This window comes from Halostagnicola sp. A56, from assembly GCF_000691505.1.
In the GTDB taxonomy this organism is placed as follows: domain Archaea; phylum Halobacteriota; class Halobacteria; order Halobacteriales; family Natrialbaceae; genus Halostagnicola.
Map to the genome: position 1 here is coordinate 143,427 of NZ_JMIP02000019.1, position 16,815 is coordinate 160,241.

The following is a 16,815-nucleotide window of genomic DNA, read 5'->3' on the forward strand; positions in this document are numbered from 1 at the left end:
TCCATCCATGAACGAAAAAACCGAAGAACTCCGCGACATCTTCACGAACGTCACCGACGGCGAGGAGACGGTCACGGAATCGCAGACGGCGACCCGCGGCTCGCTCGAGAAAGACGAGCGAACGATCGACGAGCGCCTCGAGAACGTCATCGCGCAAATGCGCGAGCGCTACGGGTTCGAGACGGCCCTGTCGGACGAGGAGCTGATCCGGGTCGCGAAGGGATTCTACGACGATGTCTCGGACGACGACCTCGCCTCTGAGCTCGAGGTCTCGAGCGAGGACATCTTCGATGCCCGGCTCTCCTTGCATCTCATCGACGACGCCGACGCGCCCGAGATCGATCTCGTGGCGGTCCGCGAGCGCGAAGACGCCGACCTCGGCGCGCTCGCGGACGAGTACGAGACGAGCGAGGCGCGGGTTCGTCGCGCCCGTCGCGTCGCGGCGGCCCAGGACGAATCCAGAGCCGCGAACGACCGCTACAGGGACGAGTTCGACAGTATCCTCGGGGATTCGGAACTCACGGACCGGCTCGCGAGCGACGTCCGGGAAGACGGCCTCGAGGACGCAACCGAGGGAATGGAAACCGACGTGTCGCTGTAGCTTCGCTACTCTCTCCACCGAGCCTTTTTATCGGATCGGGCGGCCAACGCGGCCGTGTCCCGCGTCGCCTTCAGTGATCTCCGCTCGGCCGCCTACTGTCCGCGAAAATGTTACTACGACCGCCAGCGCGAGGATCGCGAACCACCGCCGACGGTCGAGGCCGTCCGCTCGCTCGCGACTCGCTACGAACACCTGCTCGAGGCCGAGCCGTCGGCGCTCGCGGACGAGCCAATCGAACCGGATCCGGCGTCGTATCAGCGCGCGCTCCGGAACACTCGCGCGAGTCTCGAGTCCGCGGGACGGTGGGCGGCGATCTGCGATCCGAGCGCCGAATCCATCCTCGCAACTGGTCGCGACGTCCGCGGTATCGTTCACAAGGTCCTCGTCGACCCGCTCGAGCCGACCTCGTCTCGGCGGGAAAACCTCCCGAAACCGGCGTCTGGGCGCCCCAGTCGGTCCACGCCGTCGCGGCGGCGAAAGCGCTCGCCTGGGAGCACGAAACGCCGATCGAAGGGGTCTGGCTCGAGTACCCGGCCTACGGCGTCGTCCGTCGCGTCGAGATGACGACCCGGCGGAAGGCCCGGTATCGGCGCGTCCTTCGAACCGTCCGCGAACTCGACGGCCCACCTGCTCGCCTTCGAAACGACGCCAAATGTGACGCCTGCGAGTACGCGAGCGAGTGTGGCGTCCGGACGCGGACGCTGCGCTCGCTGCTCGGGTTCTGAGACGCGGTGTCCGGTCTCTGTCTCAGTTCTCCGCCAGCCACCGCTCGATCTCGTCGGCCATCGCGCCGCGCCGGTGGACTTCGCCGCTCGAGACGTTCACGACGGTGCTTTCGGTCCCGTCGGTCTCGCCGCCGTCGAGCACCGCGGCGGCGCGCTCGCGGATCTCCGGGTCCAGGTCGTCGACTTCTCTGGCGCTCTCTCGCCCGCTGACGTTCGCGCTCGTGGCGGTGATCGGCGTTTCGGCGCGTTCCGTGAGCGCCAGCGCGAGCGGGTGATCCGGGACGCGAATGCCGACGCGGTCGCCGCCGGCCGTCAGGATGTCCGGGACGCCATCCCGGCGCTGACAGAGAACGGTGACCGGACCGGGCAGAAAAGTCGCCATAAACTCGCGTTCGCGGGTGGTCGCGCGGACATACTCGAGCGCCGCGGGAACCGATGGCACCGCCATGGAAACCGGCTTCGATCGATCCCGCCCTTTCGCGTCGAATACGCCCTCGACGGCGTCGGCATCGAGCGCGTCGCCGGCGAGGCCGTAGACGGTCTCGGTCGGATAGACCACGAGGTCGCCATTCTGAATCGCGGTCGCCGCCCGCTCGAGAGACGATGGTGGCACGGTTGGCTCGACCTCCGTTCGTCGCGGGCAAAAACGTACCGCGTTCGATCGGCGAATGCGGCCGACAGGTTCGATTATCTTGGCGTCCGCTCGCGGGTCCTCACGCGAGACCTAGCGTCTCCTCTATGTCGTCGTACTCGGGGAACTCGGGCCACTCGGTGGCGACCCAACTCGCCTCGACGACGCCGTCGGCGTCGATCGCGAAGAACGCGGGTCGCGGCTCCGAGACGCCGGCCATGCCGTCCAGATCGTGGGCGATGCCGTAGGCCTCGGCGACGCCGTTCGCGGGATCGGCGAACAGGTCGAAGGGGTACTCGTTGTCCGCGATCACGCTCGAGTGTTCGTAGGGGCTCGCGGCGCTGACGCCGACGACGCGGGCGTCGCGCTCGTGCCAGCCGCGTTCGGTGAGTTCGTCCCAGATGTACTTCGCTGCGTAGGACCCGATCATCGGTGTGAAGACCAGAATCACGCGGCCCTCGGCGGTCAGATCGGACAGCGACCGGTCTTCCCAGAACTCGTCGTTGACGAGCGGGCGGGTGAAGTCGGGTGCGTCGTCTCCGGCTTCGGGATGGTCCGTCGGGTCGAGTTCGACGACATCGAAGTCGGGCATTCAGTCGTCACCTCCGGCGGCGGCGCTTGCGTTTTCGCCTTCACTATAGGTGTTCTCGAGGTAGTCGACGATGTTCGCGCTTTCGGCCATCGTGACGCCGGTGTTCTCGTCGACGATGACGGGCACGGATCGCACGCCCGCGACGCGCTTTACGACATCGCGGTCGGAGTGCATCGGCTCGACGTACCGCGAGGCGTACTCGAGGCCGTACTCCTCGAGGCGAGCCACGACGCGCTCGCAGAACGGACAGGCCTGGAGTCGGTACAGGGTGATCGGTGCGCTCATACCGATTCGTTGGGGCAACGAGCGGGTAAACGTGTCGTCGCCGGAAACCCCCGCAAAAGGACAAAGGGTTAGTCGGCTGGGTGATAATTCACCAGTAATCAATGGCCGTATTTCCGTTCCTCGAGATTTTGCTCGCAACATACGAGGTTCCGGCGGTCGGACTCGAGTTAGACCAGTCGACGGTGACGATTTTCGGCTCGATCGCGCTCGTCGTCCTGCTGGCACTGTCGGCGTTTTTCTCCTCCTCGGAAATCGCGATGTTCTCGCTCCCGAAGCACCGCGTCGAGGGAATGGTCGAGGAAGGGATTCCGGGCGCACGTCGCGTCCAGTCGCTGAAGGAGGATCCACATCGACTGCTGGTCACCGTTCTGGTCGGCAACAACATCGTCAACATCGCGATGTCCTCGATCGCGACCGTCCTTCTTGGCTTTTACTTCGGCGGGCTGGCTGCCGTCTTCATGGCGACGTTCGGGGTCACCGCGATCGTCCTGCTGTTCGGCGAGAGCGTGCCGAAGTCCTACGCCGTCGAAAACACCGAATCGTGGTCGGCTAGGATCGCGAAACCGCTCAAGGGGTCCGAGTACCTGCTCTACCCGCTGGTGGTCCTATTCGATTATCTCACTCGACAGATCAATCGGATCACCGGCTCCTCGGGGGCGATCGAGACGCCGTACGTGACGCGAGACGAGATACAGGAGATGATCGAATCCGGCGAGCGCGAGGGCGTCATCGAAGAGGAAGAACACGAGATGTTGACCCGAATATTTCGGTTCAACAACACGATCGTCAAGGAGGTGATGACCCCCCGACTCGACATGACGGCGGTGCCCAAAGACGCCGACATCGACGAGGCGATCGAGACGTGTATCCAGAGCGGCCACGCGCGGGTGCCGGTCTACGAGAACAGCCTCGACAACGTCCTCGGCGTCGTTCACATCCGCGATCTCGTTCGGGACTTGAACTACGGCGAGACGCGGGTCGAGGACCTCGAGATCGACGACCTCATTCAGCCAACGCTACACGTCCCCGAATCGAAAAACGTCGACGAGTTGCTGACCGAGATGCGCGAAAACCGGATGCACATGGCGATCGTCATCGACGAATTCGGCACCACCGAGGGGCTGGTGACGATGGAGGACATGATCGAGGAGATCGTCGGTGAGATCTTAGAAGGCGGCGAGGACCTTCCAGTCGAGATGATCGACGACCGGACCGTCCTCGTCCGCGGCGAGGTGAACATCGAAGACGTCAACGAGGCGCTCGAGATCGAACTCCCCGAGGGAGAGGAGTTCGAAACGATCGCTGGCTTCATCTTCAACCGAGCGGGCCGACTCGTCGAGGAGGGAGAGGAGCTCACCTACGAGGGAGTCCGGATCACCGTCGAGGGCGTCGAGAACACCCGGATAATGAAAGCGCGTCTGCACAAACTCGAGACGCCGCCGGAAGCGAGCGAGAGCGAAGACGGCGGGGACGACGACGCCGTCGAGGAGTAATAGGAGAACGGCTCAGTTCGACTCGGCCAGCAGTCCCTTCACGTCGGTCGCGATCCCGGGCGGAACGACGATCGTTCGCGGCCCTTTGACGTACTGCCCGTCGGGTTGGGCGTACGTGAGATTCAGTATCGCAACGTTTCTGACGCGGTAGATCGACACGTCCTCGATCACGTCCAGATCGATCACCCGGTCGGGATCGTGGAGGTAGATCGCCCGGTCGTCGTAATCGAGCGTGCCGACGGATCGGAGAAACGACGAGAGCGCGAGCGCGACGAGCGCGAGCGGGATCGTCAGCGCCGCCAGGAGCGTAAACGGTCCCGCGCCGAGCGCCAGGAGTTCATTCGTCGAGACGTAGCGACCAACCGCCATCAGGAGGACGATCGTTCCCGTCATCACGAGCATGCCAAGTGTGGCGTCGAGCGCGCGATCGAGGCTCGTTCCGGTCGGTGCCGTGATCGGGAGTCGGTCGGTGAGACGCTCGAGTCGGCGCTCGGTGTTGGAACCGAACGCGACGACGAGAATCCCGAGAACCACTGCGGCGAACGCGACGATGATCACGAGTTCGGCCCCGAACTGGCGGGCCATGTCGTACAGCCGCCAGAAGACGATGATGAGGACGGCGGCGAAGAACGTCCCGGCTCCGAGCGACCACAGGATGCGCACAGTCGGCGAGGTCGCGGCGTCCTGTCGCCACTGAACCGGATTGGAATCGTCCACTGCCATACTGGAGTTCACCGCTGTTCGTGTAAATGCCGTTCGGTCTCTCGCTGGGTCCGCTTACAAGAAAAGCGAGTCAATGAGCCAGTACCCGCTAAAGGAGACGACGATCGATCCGGCCAGCGAGAACACCCATGCGAGCACCGTGTATCCCATTTTACTCCCGCTGACGCCGCCGCCTGCCGTCGATGCGGCGTACCCGCTTCCGATGATGGCGCTCACGATGATCTCGTTGAACGAGACCGGAATGCCAAACAGGACTGCGACCTGCGCGATCGCGAACGAGGGGATCAACGCGGCGATCGATCGCCGGGGGCCAAGCGAGGAGTAGTCCTGCGATATCGCCTTGATCATCCGCGGCGCGCCGGTCCACGAGCCAATCAGCAGTCCGACGCCGCCGCCGAGCAACAACGCGATCAGCGGGATCTCGAAGTCACTCGAGATCGGGACCAGCGGGCCGATCGCGAGGCCGACCTGGCTCCCGCCCGCGGAGAACGCGACGAGTCCGCCGAGAACGAGCAGGAAGTGCCGCTCGCCCCGTTCGGTCCCCCTCGCGAGGTCGGTACCGATGACGACCCCCCAGAGGAGCGCGATCGCAAGCGTCACGAGGGCGACGGAGAGCGTCGGTCCGAGCGGGATCCACCCGCCGATCGCCTGTGCGATCGATTGGCCCTCGCCGGGCGGGCCGAGAATCGCGAACTCGATGTTCGCGACCACCGCGCCGACGAGCGCGCCGAGCCCGAGTATCAGTCGCTCTTCGCGGATCGGTTCGTCGCGCAGCACCCGTGCGATCGTGTACGCGATGCCGCCGCCGACGAACGGCGTCAGTATCCAGAGTGTGGCGATCTCCGTGTACTTCGCCCACGCCGGATCGCCCGCCATCGCCAGACCGACGCCGATCACCGCCCCCGTCGAGGTAAACGCCGTCGCGATCGGATAGCCGGCGAAGACGCCGATGGCGACGAGCGTGGCGGCGACGCTGAGCGACACCACGGCGGCGATCGGAGTCAACGTCACGCCGTTTATCAACTCGCTTCCGACGGCTCGAGAAACGTTCGCACCCTGTAAGAGCGCGCCAGCGAAGCCGAGCAGTCCGACGAAAAACCCCGCCCGCATCACCGAAATGGCGTTCGCGCCGACGGCCGGCGCGAACGGAGTCGAGCCGCTCGAGCCGGCCCCGATCGACCAGGCCATAAACAGCGCCGCGAGTGCGGCCACGAGAAACGTCCCGATCGTCGCGATATCGACCATTCTGATAGGGGGATACTAGCGGACGCTACAAGTGTGTGCCGGCCTGTCCGCGACAGGTCCCGCTCGAGGCCTGATCTCAGCTGACCCCCGATCACGCTCGAGGCCCGATCACAGCTGACTCCCGATCACACTCGAGGCCCCGATCAGTTCGTCGTAAATCCGGAGTTATCTTCGGGTTCCGGCGGTGGCTCGACGCCCTCGACGGCCTCGGCGGTCTCCGTGTCCTTCTCGGTGACGACGTGCCACCGGTCGACCTCGTCTTCGTAGTCTGCGAGCGACTCCGAGACGTCGTCTTTGAGCGCGTCGTCGTTGACGTTGATCTCGAAGACGAACGATTCGCCGTTCTCGGCGCTACGAGTCGACTGCTGGATGTTCGCGCTGACGAGTTCGTTGTCGAAGTAGTACGGAGCCAGCTGGGTCATCACGTTCTGATAGACGGTGTCCTCGACCCGGCGGAGCGCCTTCCGGCTCGCCGAATCCGCGGCCCGTGCGACGTAGTCGATCGACTCCTTCCAGTTGTCGACGGCGGCTTCGGCGTCGTCTTCCTCTAACTGTTCGTACGACTCCGAGAGCTTCTCGCCGGCTGTTTTGATGTCTTCGTCCGGGTCTTTGCCGGCTTTCTCTCCTTTCCCCTCCTCGACGCTTGCCTGCTCTGCGGTCTTCTCGCTCACGTCTCGCTCGAGCGTTTCGTGGGCTTTCGGTCGCCACTCCTCCCACTCCTCGAAGGCTCGAGCGAACCGAGCCCCGGCGTCGTGATCGGGGTCGTGGACGCCTGCGTCTCTCAGTGCGCGCGTGACCCGCTCGCCGTGTTCGACGACGGTCGCCCAGTCACCGCGGACTTTGAAACCCGAGATGCTTTCTTCCATTCGGTTGGGCGAGTGGTATGGCGCGGAGCGGTATAAACCTCTCCGCCGGGATGATACCTGCGACTGCCACCCCGCTCGAATCGGATCGATACCATGAACTATCCCGCCGAGCGCTGTACTACTATGCCAATCGACAAGCGAGATAACGCCTACGTCGTCACCCACGCACTGGCGAAAGACACGCTCTCACGGCTTCGAGACGTCGAGACCGAACAGGTCGGGTTCCGAAAGGGCCTGGTCAAACTGGGCCGCATCTGCGGCTACGAGATCATCGACGGCCGCATGGAGACCGAGTACGCCGAGATCGAAACGCCCCTCGAGCCGACGATGGGCGAGCGCGTCAAAGGCCTCGACAACGTCGTCATCATCAACGTCCTGCGCGCGGCCACACCGTTCGTCGAAGGGCTGTTGAAAGCGTTCCCGCGCGCGAGACAGGGCGTCATCAGCGCGAGCCGAGACGAGGAGGCGGGCAGGGGAGAAGACGGCTCGTTCCCGATCACCATCGACTACGTGAAACTTCCCGAGATCCACGAGGAAGACACCGTCATCGTCGCCGACCCGATGCTCGCGACGGGAAGTACAATGTGTGCCGTGTTAGATCACGTCGTCGAGAACTCAGTCGATCCCGAGCACCTCATCGTTCTCTCCGCGGTTTCCGCGCCGGACGGATTGCTTCGCGTCGACGAGGAGTTCGATCAGGTCGACCTGCTCACCGTCTCGATCGACGACCGACTCGACGACGACGGCTTCATCGTTCCCGGACTGGGCGACGCGGGCGACCGCGCGTTCCGAACGACCTGATCTTCGCCTCGCTTTCGGAGGCCGGCTACTGTCGCCGCTGCTCTCGAGCGCCGCGTGGGCCAGTTGCGGTCTGGATATCACGCTTCACCGCAGGTATCGATCCCAAGTAAGGCGTTTACCGGACACCGCCCGATGATCGCCGTCGCGAAGATGTCGCTCCCGGCGATAAACGCGAGCGAGCCGATCGTTCGCTCTCGATGCCGATAGCCGTAGTAAAGCAGGGCGAGCCCGCCCGCGAGGCGAACGAGTCGATCCGCGCCGCCGACGTTTCGATCCATAGACAACCGTACGATCCGCCGGTTCTTAGTAGTCACCTCGAGGGCCCTTTCGTCCGACTCCGATCGACCCTCCCGTTTCGTCTCGAGCCCCCGTCCCTGCACGCGGTCGTTCCATCCGAAGTTGCAGTCGAAGCGTACCTACGTGGTCGGCGCTTCGCTCTCGCTAGTGCCGTCTTCGGCCCCGCCTTGCTTCCCGGCGCTCAGTCCCTCGTCGCGGCCGCGCTCGAGCGCCGGCGGGGTCTCGCGGTGGCTCGAGTAGCCGTCGAACCAGCGGACGATGCGCTCGATACGGTCGACGACGTGTGCCGGCTCCCCGCTACGAGAGAGTTCGTGTCCTTCCCGCGGATACCGCACGAGGCGGGTGTCGACGCCGTGTTTTTTCAGTCCGAGGTAAAACAGCTCCGCCGTGTTCGCGGGCGTCCGATAGTCGCGATCGGCGTGTACCACGAGCGTCGGCGTCTCGACATCCGCGACGCGGGCGACGGGCGAGTGTTTCCAGAGGAGGTCGGGGTCGTCCCACGGCGTCGTGCCGAAGTCGCCCTCGATCAGCTTGAACGCGTCCGTCGAGCCGTAGAAGCCGGTCAGATCGTAGACGCCCCGCTGGGAGACCGCCGCCCGAAAGCGGTCCGTCCGGGTGACCGCCCAGGCGGTCATGAACCCGCCGAAGCTACCGCCGGTCACGTACGCTTCGCTCTCGTCGACGTACTCGCGCTCACAGACTGTCTCGACGCCGGCGAGCACGTCTGAAAGCGTCACGTCGCCCCAGTCCCGTTCGATCGCCGTCATGTGCTCCTCGCCGTACCCGGTCGAGCCTCGCGGATTACACCAGAAGACGACGTAGCCCGCTGCGGCGAGCGCCTGGAACTCGTACCACATCGTCCCCGCAGCGGTCCACTGGAGGTGCGGTCCGCCGTGTATTTCGACGACGAGCGGGTACGTCTCGTCCTCGTCGAACGTCGGCGGCGTGAGCACCCACCCCTGGATCGGCCCCTCGTCGCCGTCGATCCACACCTCCTCGGGCTGGGAAACCGCGCGGTCGGTGAGGTACGCGTCGTTGACCCGCGTCAGTCGCGTCGCCTCGTTGCCGCCTCGAGTCGTCGCGAAGACGTCGCCGGGGTGGTCCCACTCGCTCTGGACGAAGGCGATCGCGTCCAGGCCGACCGAGAAGTCCTCCACGGTGACGCCCTCGCCGTAGACCGGCGTCGGCGGCTCGCTCGCGTCGCCGGGCACCGAGTAACAGACGACCGAGCCCTCGTCGGGTGCGGTGAAGTACAGCAATTCGCCGTCCGGGCCCCACTCGACGTGCCCGTCGTGTGCGAGATCCCGATCGAGCGGTTCCGTCGGCGTCGTCTCCGCTCCCGTCTCCCGATCGTAGACCCGAATCTGGCTCTGGGCCAGCGTCAGCCGATCCTCCGAGGCGTAGGGATAGGCGACCCGCCCGTCCGCTGTCGCCCACAGCGAGTCGACCCACCCCGTCGTCTCTGCGAACGCCTCGATCGCGCCCGACTCGAGGTCGTGTTCGAGCAGGTCGAACGTCACCGAGTCGTCCGGCGAGCGATCGTCCTCGACCGCTTTTCGCGCGTAGTAGACCGTCTCGCTGTCGCCCCACGTCGGCCCGACGTGGTCCGCGTTACCGCCCGTGAGTCGCTCGATCGCGGATGCCCGATCGTCCTCGGTCTCGAGCGCCCGCTCCACGTCGAGGACGTAGACGTGCGCCCGTTTCCCGTCGAGGTACTCCGTGCCGGCGCGATAGATCATCCGGTCGATCACGCGGGGGTCAGGCGCGTCCGGTTCGAAGCCGGGCTCGGCCGCCAGATCGCGTCCCTCCTCGCAGTCGAGGGCCGTCACGGCCTGCGTGAACAGGATCTTCGTCCCATCGGGACTCCACTCGAGGCCGGACACGCCGCCGCCGACGCTCGTCACCTGTCTCGCCTCGCCGCCGTCCACGGGAAGGACCCACAGCTGTGGGCGGTCATCGTCGGCACCGCGCGTGCTGACGAACGCGAGGAACTCGCCGTCGGGACTCCACCGCGGCTCGCTGTCGACGCCTTCGGCGATGGTGAACCGCCTCGAGTCTGCCCCGCCGAACGAGGCGACGTGGATAGTCGCTTCGTAGCGCTCTTCGTCCGTCGGTCGCTTCTCGACGTAGGCGACGCGCTCGCTGTCGGGCGATATGTGGGGGCTCTCGACCTGTACGAGGTCGTCGTAATCGTCGGCGTCAACCGTCTTCATGGCCCATGGCACCGCCGCGCACGAATTAGCAGTTTCGATTCGAAATACGACGGACACCAAAGACGAGGCACTCCCAACCGGCTGGTCACTCGAGGTCCGCCCGACCGCTCGTCGCGCTCCGAAGCCGATCCTCGAACGCCTCGCGCTCGGCGACGGGCACGCGAACATCGAACGTGACCGCGGCCTCGTAGGTCGCGTCGAACTCGTAGCCCTCGCTCTCTATAATCCCCCTGACGGTCCCCGAGTCGTCGTACTCGACGGCGATCTCGATTCGCTCGTGGGGCCGTTCTTCGACGACGCCCGCTACCTCGAGGGCGTCTTTGACCGCCCGCGAGTAAGCCCGGACGAGGCCGCCGACGCCGAGGTTCGTCCCGCCATAGTACCGCGTCACGACGACCGCGCAGTTCTCTACGTCCTCCTGTTCGAGGACGTTCAGCGCCGGCTTTCCCGCCGACCCCGAGGGCTCGCCGTCGTCGCTCGAGTACTCCCGCAGAAAGTTCCCCGAAGTGCCCGCTCGAACCCGATAGGCGGGCACGTTGTGGGTCGCGTCGGCGTACTCACGTTCGACCGCCTCGACGAACGCTTCTGCCGCGCCGACGGACTCGACGGGTCGGACGTGGCCGAGGAACTCCGATCCCTGGACGACGAACTCGGCGGTGGCGGGCTCGGCGACGGTGCGGTAGGTGTCGGTCACTGGTGGATGCAGTAGGCGTCGGTCACTTGTGGATGTGGCAGGTCTCAGTTATCGGTGGAGGCGGTCGGTGTCGGCCCGCGGTTGGGATCGCTCGCTCATGGTCTCGTTACTGGAGTTCGATCTTGCGGACGAACGTGATCTCGCGGAGGTCAGTAAAGAGGTCGCCCGGGAGCTCCTCGTCGGTGACCAGATACAGGCGCGGGTCGTCGGTGAACTCGGGATCCTCGCTGATCGTCTGTCGGATCGAGATGTCGTGATCCGCGAGCAAGCCCGTGATCGTCGCGACGATACCTTTCTCGTCGGCGTCGTCGACTTCGATCGTGAGGACGGTCAGATCGAGCACGGGCGCGAGGTCCATCAGACTCGGGACCTGCGAGATGTTCTGGAAGATACGACGCAGTTCCGGATCCTCGAGGATCGCGTCGGTCGTCGAGTCGACGACCCGCCGGTCGACGTCGATCTCGCGGGCGATTCCCGTGTTCGGGATCTCGATCCCGCCGGAGACGACCCGACCCTCGTCGTTGACGGAGAACCCGCGCTCGAGCAGCAGGCGGATAACTGCCTGCTGGCTCGGTGATCCCTCGAACTTCTCCATGATCTCGTCGAACATTCGTCCGCGAGTGTATGCGGGCTGGGATATAATGTCCGGTGGTCGCTCGCCGCGGACACCCGCTCTCGTCTCGAGTTCGCCTCGTCGATTCTACGTCTGACGGACGTTTTTGAGGGCGTAGCCGAAACCCCTCCCCATGCGCGCACTCAGTCACTGTGATTTCTGCGGTGCCGACGCCGCCGGGACGTTCGAACTCCTGCCGCCCGAACTCGAGCCGACCGAGGACGAACAGCGTCGCGTCGTCCTCTGTCAGGCGTGTTCCGCGCGGCTGGAGGAACTCCTCGAGCCGCTGTTGGCCCGCGCTGGCGTCGAGTCGGCCGACGAGACGACTGCTGGCGATACCGACGGGCCGGCCGATTCGAACCGGCTCGATTCCGCCGACGATTCCACGACTGGCGATGCGAGCGAACTCGAGACGGCCGACGAGGACGCACCGTCCGATTCGACGGAATCCAGTCGACCGGCCGTGATCGACGTGAACGCGGCCAAAACTGGTCCAGACGAGAACGAGGCCGATACGGATGCTGGTTCGGACGCGTCCAACACGGACGCTGATCCAGACCGACCGGATTCCTCGGAACCCACCGCTGCGACCGACCGCGGAATTACGCTCGAGCGCACCGCCGACGAGGATTCGTCCGCGGAGGCTTCGACTGAGAACCCCTCGGACGAACACGACGCTGACTCGAGTACCGATGCGGACCGAGATGCCGACGGCGTCGATGATGGTGGCTCCGCGACCGCCGCTGATTCGAGTACCAGCCCCCCGCGGGGGTACGGGAAAGTTATTCGGCTCCTTCGGAACCGTGAGTTCCCCATGGCACGCAGCGACGTCGAAACGCTCGCCGCGGGAGCGTACGACCTCGATCCTCACACCGTCGAGGAGATCGTCGAGTACGCGCTCGAGGACGGTGAGTTTGCAGAAGACGGCGGTCAACTCGTCCGCCGGTGAGCGTTCCCGCCAGCCATCCGCCGGTAGACGCCCCTGTTTCCTGCTCGTAGTCGATCACTAGCCGCCGTTCGAAAGGCATTCCGCAAGCAATTAGTCCAGTTCGTGCCCGCCGAATAGTCGATCTGCTGTCGCTTCGTCGCCTTGCTCACTCCGAGAGCGTTCCCTTGGTGCTCGGCGCACCCTCCCGACGCTCGTCGAACCGTGTCGCGTCGTCGAGCGCTCGAGCGAGCGCCTTAAACAGCGCCTCGACCTCGTGGTGGGCGTTCTCGCCAGTCTCGACCGATAGGTGAAGCGTCAGACCGGCGTTCATCGCGAGCGACTCTCCGAAGTGTCGGGCCATGTCGCTGGTGAACTCGCCGATCTGGTCCTGCGAGAAGGCTCCGTCGAAGTAAAACCGCGGGCGACCGCTCACGTCGACGACTGCCGAGGCGACGGCTTCGTCCAGCGGGACCCGGCGATCGGCGTACCGAACGATGCCCGTCCGATCACCAAGCGCGTCCGACAGCGCCGTTCCGAGGACGATCGCAACGTCCTCGACCGTGTGGTGGTCGTCGATCTCGAGGTCGCCGTCGCACTCGACCGCGAGGTCGAACAGGCCGTGTTTGGCAAGCGCCGCCAGCATGTGATCGAAGAATCCGATTCCGGTTTCGACGTCGGCCGTGCCGGTTCCGTCGACCGCGAGTGTGCACTCGATCGTCGTCTCGCCCGTCTCGCGGGTGACGGTCGCCGTTCGCTCGCTCATGGGAAAACGAGGGGGCCGCCGGTACAAGGCGATTGCGCTCGCAGCGCCGACTCGAGCGACGCTCTCCGAGCCGTCGATCCGATCCTTGATAGAACGACGAAACTCTCTTAGAACGCTCGGTAAAATGTCTAAAGATCTCTCAGGGTGTAACGAAACATCAGTTGGTATCGCCTACACGCGTAAAACGGACCGAAATTAGGCCAACCTTCTCCCTCTTATATGTTGTCGCCGATGATAGTCAGGAATAGCCGAGGTGAACACCCCAATGTCCAACTCTTCCCCGCTCCCCAACGAATCGATCGCCCAGTCGTCCCCCGAGAGAGACGCCGACACCGACCGCCGCCTGCTCCGGACGATCAAACAACCCGCACAGTTCCTCTCGTTCTGGATCGCGATCGCATTGCCGTTCGTCCACGTCCCGCTGCTTGCCCGAGGACTGAACGACCCGACGGTGACGATGACGTTCCTTACGCTCTTGGCGATCAACGTTCTCGCGCTCTATTTCGGTCACGGCTACAACGAATCGCCCTGATCCCGGCCGAACGGAACTGCCCTTCATCGCCGTCTCAGCTCTCCAACCGGCATCTCAGCTCTCTACCGTCGTCTCGGCGCTTTCAACCCGACGTTACCGCCGCTCCGAGTATCCGTTTGGTGCAGTGTAATCGATCTTGTCCCAGATTCGCCGACCGAACCGATTATTTCCTCCCCGACGCAGGTCTGATTCCATGAGGGTTCGTGTCGACTGGCGCTCGAGTTGCAGTCTCTCCGGGACGGTACTGAAGTGGCTCGCCGTTCCGCTCGCAGCCCCGCTCGCGCTGGCAGTGTTCGACGGCTCGGATCCGACGCCGTTCGTGGCGGCTATCGTCGTCACTGTCCTCGTCGGCCTGGCGCTCGAGCGACTCACCACGGACCAGGAGCTCGGTCAACGCGAGGCGTTCCTGATGGTCGCGTTGACGTGGTTCTGTGTCGCCGCCGTCGGCTCGATCCCGTTTTTCGTCGCGGGCGTCGGAACGCTTGCACACCCAGTCAACGCCCTCTTCGAGAGTACGAGCGGGCTCACGACCACGGGCGCGACCGTGATCGAGAACTTCGAGATCCACTCGCGGGCGATCATGCTCTGGCGACAGCTTCTCCAGTGGCTCGGCGGATTGGGGATCCTGGTCGTCGCCATCGGCCTGCTCTCGAACCTGATGGTCGGCGGTGCGCAGTTGATGGAAACCGAAACGCAGACGCAAAACGTCCGGAAGCTGCGCCCGCACATCGACGACACGGCGCGGCTCATCTGGGGGCTGTACGTCGGCCTCACCGTCCTCGCGGCCGTAACCTTCTACGCGCTCAACCTGCTCGGTCTGGGGGACAACATGACGCTTTTCAACGCCGTCGCGCACGCGCTCACGAGCGTCTCGACGGCCGGCTTTTCCCCCGAACCCCGGAGTATCGCCGCGTTCTCGCCGATCGTTCAGTGGGCGATCGTCCCTTTCATGATCCTCGGCGCGACGAACTTCGTGTTGCTCTACTACGTCGTTCAGGGGAACTACGCCCAGCCGCTGCGAAACGAGGAGTTCCGCTTCTACCTCGGTGTCTTGACAACGTTTAGCCTTCTCGTCGTCGCCGTCCTGTCGCTCGACGCGTCCTTCGAGCGCGGCCTCGAGCCGACGATCCGACACGGCGTGTTCAACGTCGTGTCGATGGTCACCACGACCGGCTACGCCTCGGTGGACTTCGACCTCTGGTCGCCCGGCGCGAAGCACCTCCTCTTTCTGTGTATGTTCCTTGGCGGCATGGCGGGGAGTACGACCTGTTCGATCAAACTCCTGCGCTGGCTCGTCGTCCTCAAGACCCTCTTTCGTAACCTGTTCACCTCGGTGCACCCGCAGGCGGTCCGCCCGGTCAGACTCGGCGACAGCGTTATCGACGAGGACACGATCACCGACATCTTCTCGTACGTGTTGCTCGCCATCGTCATCTTCTTCCTGCTGACCATCGTCATCGTCGTCGACGCCGCTCGAGTTTCCTCCACCAGTGTCTCGGAGTTCGACGCGCTGGGGGCGGCGGCCTCCATCTTCCTCAATATCGGCCCCGCGTTCGGTATGGCCGGCCCGATGGGAAGCTACGAAGGGTTCTCCGCGTTCTCGAAGTCCGTCATGATCGTCATGATGTGGATCGGCCGCATCGAGATTATCCCCGTGCTCGTGTTGCTGACCCCGGCGTTCTGGAAGTCCTAGTAAACGAAGTTTTGACACCGACCTTTTGCGCTGCGGGTGCGCCGTCGGCGCACCCTCGGCAAAACGTCGATGAAAAGCACTCCTCCTTCCGTTCCGACCCACAGGGTCTCCACATCAGTCGTCGGCCCGCTTGGTCACTTCGTGACCTCGCGGCTCAAAAGAGTGTGAACCGCCTGCCCTCCCCCGGATCGCGGGCGTCTCGCAGTTGCTCGACGCCCGCTCTCGGCCACAGCCCGCTTACTCGTCGACGGCGGCCTGTGCCTCCTCGAGCGAAAACTTCCCCTCGTAGAGCGCGCTGCCGACGACGACGGCCGCTGCGCCGGCCTCTTCGAGCGCTCGCACGTCCTCGAGCGTCGCGACCCCGCCGCTGGCGACGATCGGGACATCAGTGGCGTCGACGAGTTCCCGAACGGGGTCGGTCGCGACGCCCTCGAGTTGCCCCTCCACGTCGACGTTCGTAAAGAGAATTCCGGCGGCTCCGAGGTCCTCGTAGCGCGCTGCGGCCTCGACCGGCGTCATCCCGGCCCCTTCCGTCCAGCCCTCGATGACGACTTCGCCGTCTTTCGCGTCGAGGCTCACGACCACCGAGTTCGGCCGGCGCTCGCTGATCTCGGCGACGATCTCCGGATTCTCGACGGCGGCGGTGCCGAGGATAACCCGGTCGACGCCGCGCTCGAGCAGATCGATCGCGTCGGTTGCGGTTCGAATGCCCCCACCGAGTTGCGTCGGAACGTCGACGGCGTCGACGACGGCGTCGATCGCGTCCGCGTTCGCTCGTTCCCCTTCGAAGGCCCCGTCGAGGTCGACGAGGTGGAGCGTCTCCGCGCCGGCGTCGATCCACCGGCGGGCGGCGTCGACGGGGTCGCCGTAGCGTGTTTCGGTACCCCGTTCGCCCTGGACGAGCTGGACGACCTCGCCGTCCTGTACGTCGACCGCGGGGATCACTTCGAACGTCGGAAACTGACTCATACCCGAACGCGCGGTGGCTGTCGGGATAATCCCGTTGGTCCGGGTCGGGGATCGAAGAGCCGAGTCGCCGAACGATCCGCCACTCGCTTCTCGATCCGGACCGATCAGCGATGGATAAAAATACGCGTCCTTTTAGGTTCCGCAGGTCTAC

The 16,815-nt window shown here is 64.8% G+C and carries 18 protein-coding genes and 1 pseudogene; 7 read left to right on the forward strand and 12 right to left on the reverse strand.

Features of this window, described 5'->3' with window-relative positions; genetic code table 11:
• The first annotated feature begins 7 nt into the window (after positions 1-7).
• Together EL22_RS10680 and EL22_RS10685 are read left to right on the forward strand one after the other, a co-directional pair.
• On the forward strand, positions 8-601 hold the full coding sequence (locus EL22_RS10680; RefSeq protein ID WP_050051488.1) for a hypothetical protein: 594 nt from the start codon (positions 8-10) through the stop codon (positions 599-601).
• A 54-nt stretch (positions 602-655) separates the two neighbouring features.
• Positions 656-1,326 (forward strand): annotated as a pseudogene (locus EL22_RS10685) (hypothetical protein).
• Positions 1,327-1,348: 22 nt separating this feature from the next.
• Here the strand turns inward: EL22_RS10685 and EL22_RS10690 are convergent.
• The 3 genes from EL22_RS10690 to EL22_RS10700 form a co-directional block, all read right to left on the reverse strand.
• On the reverse strand, positions 1,349-1,939 hold the full coding sequence (locus tag EL22_RS10690) for an L-threonylcarbamoyladenylate synthase (RefSeq protein ID WP_050051489.1): 591 nt from the start codon (positions 1,937-1,939) through the stop codon (positions 1,349-1,351).
• 100 nt (positions 1,940-2,039) lie between these two features.
• A complete protein-coding gene (locus EL22_RS10695) occupies positions 2,040-2,549 on the reverse strand; it encodes a redoxin domain-containing protein (RefSeq protein ID WP_050051490.1) in 510 nt (169 codons plus the stop codon).
• Positions 2,550-2,834: a glutathione S-transferase N-terminal domain-containing protein gene (locus EL22_RS10700; RefSeq protein ID WP_050051491.1), complete on the reverse strand. Its 285-nt coding sequence runs from the start codon at positions 2,832-2,834 to the stop codon at positions 2,550-2,552.
• A 101-nt stretch (positions 2,835-2,935) separates the two neighbouring features.
• Here EL22_RS10700 and EL22_RS10705 point away from each other — a divergent pair, with 101 nt between their 5' ends.
• The gene (locus EL22_RS10705; protein ID WP_050051492.1) at positions 2,936-4,327 is read left to right on the forward strand and encodes a hemolysin family protein; all 1,392 of its coding nucleotides are present in this window, start codon (positions 2,936-2,938) and stop codon (positions 4,325-4,327) included.
• 12 nt (positions 4,328-4,339) lie between these two features.
• Here the strand turns inward: EL22_RS10705 and EL22_RS10710 are convergent, their stop codons facing one another.
• The 3 genes from EL22_RS10710 to EL22_RS10720 all read right to left on the reverse strand — a co-directional run bounded on the left by EL22_RS10710 (position 4,340) and on the right by EL22_RS10720 (position 7,161).
• Entirely contained in the window at positions 4,340-5,050 is a 711-nt protein-coding gene (locus tag EL22_RS10710) for a hypothetical protein (protein WP_050051493.1), read from the reverse strand.
• A 54-nt stretch (positions 5,051-5,104) separates the two neighbouring features.
• Entirely contained in the window at positions 5,105-6,295 is a 1,191-nt protein-coding gene (locus EL22_RS10715; RefSeq protein ID WP_050051494.1) for an inorganic phosphate transporter, read from the reverse strand.
• A 143-nt stretch (positions 6,296-6,438) separates the two neighbouring features.
• Complete coding sequence (locus EL22_RS10720) at positions 6,439-7,161, reverse strand: DUF5828 family protein (RefSeq protein WP_050051495.1); 723 nt, start codon at positions 7,159-7,161, stop codon at positions 6,439-6,441.
• Between the two features lie 123 nt (positions 7,162-7,284).
• Between EL22_RS10720 and upp the strand changes: the two genes are divergently transcribed.
• Entirely contained in the window at positions 7,285-7,962 is a 678-nt protein-coding gene (gene upp, locus EL22_RS10725) for a uracil phosphoribosyltransferase (protein ID WP_050051496.1), read from the forward strand.
• A 77-nt stretch (positions 7,963-8,039) separates the two neighbouring features.
• Here the strand turns inward: upp and EL22_RS10730 are convergent, their stop codons facing one another.
• From EL22_RS10730 to EL22_RS10745, 4 genes are all read right to left on the reverse strand, one after another.
• Positions 8,040-8,240, reverse strand: coding sequence for a DUF2892 domain-containing protein (locus EL22_RS10730; protein ID WP_050051497.1), 201 nt, complete (start codon positions 8,238-8,240; stop codon positions 8,040-8,042).
• A 138-nt stretch (positions 8,241-8,378) separates the two neighbouring features.
• Entirely contained in the window at positions 8,379-10,472 is a 2,094-nt protein-coding gene (locus EL22_RS10735; protein WP_050051498.1) for a S9 family peptidase, read from the reverse strand.
• Positions 10,473-10,557: 85 nt separating this feature from the next.
• The gene (locus EL22_RS10740) at positions 10,558-11,166 is read right to left on the reverse strand and encodes a YigZ family protein (RefSeq protein WP_050051499.1); all 609 of its coding nucleotides are present in this window, start codon (positions 11,164-11,166) and stop codon (positions 10,558-10,560) included.
• Positions 11,167-11,272: 106 nt separating this feature from the next.
• A complete protein-coding gene (locus EL22_RS10745) occupies positions 11,273-11,776 on the reverse strand; it encodes an amino acid-binding protein (protein ID WP_050051500.1) in 504 nt (167 codons plus the stop codon).
• Between the two features lie 136 nt (positions 11,777-11,912).
• Here EL22_RS10745 and EL22_RS10750 point away from each other — a divergent pair, with 136 nt between their 5' ends.
• Positions 11,913-12,728: a hypothetical protein gene (locus tag EL22_RS10750; protein WP_050051501.1), complete on the forward strand. Its 816-nt coding sequence runs from the start codon at positions 11,913-11,915 to the stop codon at positions 12,726-12,728.
• Positions 12,729-12,873: 145 nt separating this feature from the next.
• Here EL22_RS10750 and hisB read toward each other — a convergent pair whose 3' ends face one another.
• A complete protein-coding gene (gene hisB / locus EL22_RS10755; RefSeq protein WP_050051502.1) occupies positions 12,874-13,470 on the reverse strand; it encodes an imidazoleglycerol-phosphate dehydratase HisB in 597 nt (198 codons plus the stop codon).
• Between the two features lie 265 nt (positions 13,471-13,735).
• On the opposite strand from hisB, the gene EL22_RS10760 reads away from it, so the two are divergent.
• On the forward strand, positions 13,736-14,002 hold the full coding sequence (locus EL22_RS10760; protein WP_050051503.1) for a hypothetical protein: 267 nt from the start codon (positions 13,736-13,738) through the stop codon (positions 14,000-14,002).
• Positions 14,003-14,195: 193 nt separating this feature from the next.
• Positions 14,196-15,695 carry a TrkH family potassium uptake protein gene (locus EL22_RS10765; RefSeq protein WP_050051504.1) on the forward strand — a complete coding sequence of 500 codons (1,500 nt, stop codon included), beginning with the start codon at positions 14,196-14,198 and terminating at the stop codon, positions 15,693-15,695.
• A gap of 237 nt (positions 15,696-15,932) precedes the next feature.
• On the opposite strand, the gene hisA is transcribed toward EL22_RS10765, so the two are convergent.
• On the reverse strand, positions 15,933-16,664 hold the full coding sequence (gene hisA / locus EL22_RS10770) for a 1-(5-phosphoribosyl)-5-[(5-phosphoribosylamino)methylideneamino]imidazole-4-carboxamide isomerase (RefSeq protein WP_050051505.1): 732 nt from the start codon (positions 16,662-16,664) through the stop codon (positions 15,933-15,935).
• Positions 16,665-16,815 lie beyond the last annotated feature (151 nt).

Coding starts and splice junctions, on each gene's coding strand:
- EL22_RS10680 (WP_050051488.1), top strand. CDS start 8: ATGAACGAAAAAACCGAAGAACTCCGCGACATCTTCACGAACGTCACC.
- EL22_RS10695 (WP_050051490.1), bottom strand. CDS start 2,549: ATGCCCGACTTCGATGTCGTCGAACTCGACCCGACGGACCATCCCGAA.
- EL22_RS10700 (WP_050051491.1), bottom strand. CDS start 2,834: ATGAGCGCACCGATCACCCTGTACCGACTCCAGGCCTGTCCGTTCTGC.
- EL22_RS10705 (WP_050051492.1), top strand. CDS start 2,936: ATGGCCGTATTTCCGTTCCTCGAGATTTTGCTCGCAACATACGAGGTT.
- EL22_RS10710 (WP_050051493.1), bottom strand. CDS start 5,050: ATGGCAGTGGACGATTCCAATCCGGTTCAGTGGCGACAGGACGCCGCG.
- EL22_RS10715 (WP_050051494.1), bottom strand. CDS start 6,295: ATGGTCGATATCGCGACGATCGGGACGTTTCTCGTGGCCGCACTCGCG.
- EL22_RS10720 (WP_050051495.1), bottom strand. CDS start 7,161: ATGGAAGAAAGCATCTCGGGTTTCAAAGTCCGCGGTGACTGGGCGACC.
- upp (WP_050051496.1), top strand. CDS start 7,285: ATGCCAATCGACAAGCGAGATAACGCCTACGTCGTCACCCACGCACTG.
- EL22_RS10730 (WP_050051497.1), bottom strand. CDS start 8,240: ATGGATCGAAACGTCGGCGGCGCGGATCGACTCGTTCGCCTCGCGGGC.
- EL22_RS10735 (WP_050051498.1), bottom strand. CDS start 10,472: ATGAAGACGGTTGACGCCGACGATTACGACGACCTCGTACAGGTCGAG.
- EL22_RS10745 (WP_050051500.1), bottom strand. CDS start 11,776: ATGTTCGACGAGATCATGGAGAAGTTCGAGGGATCACCGAGCCAGCAG.
- EL22_RS10750 (WP_050051501.1), top strand. CDS start 11,913: ATGCGCGCACTCAGTCACTGTGATTTCTGCGGTGCCGACGCCGCCGGG.
- hisB (WP_050051502.1), bottom strand. CDS start 13,470: ATGAGCGAGCGAACGGCGACCGTCACCCGCGAGACGGGCGAGACGACG.
- EL22_RS10760 (WP_050051503.1), top strand. CDS start 13,736: ATGTCCAACTCTTCCCCGCTCCCCAACGAATCGATCGCCCAGTCGTCC.
- EL22_RS10765 (WP_050051504.1), top strand. CDS start 14,196: ATGAGGGTTCGTGTCGACTGGCGCTCGAGTTGCAGTCTCTCCGGGACG.
- hisA (WP_050051505.1), bottom strand. CDS start 16,664: ATGAGTCAGTTTCCGACGTTCGAAGTGATCCCCGCGGTCGACGTACAG.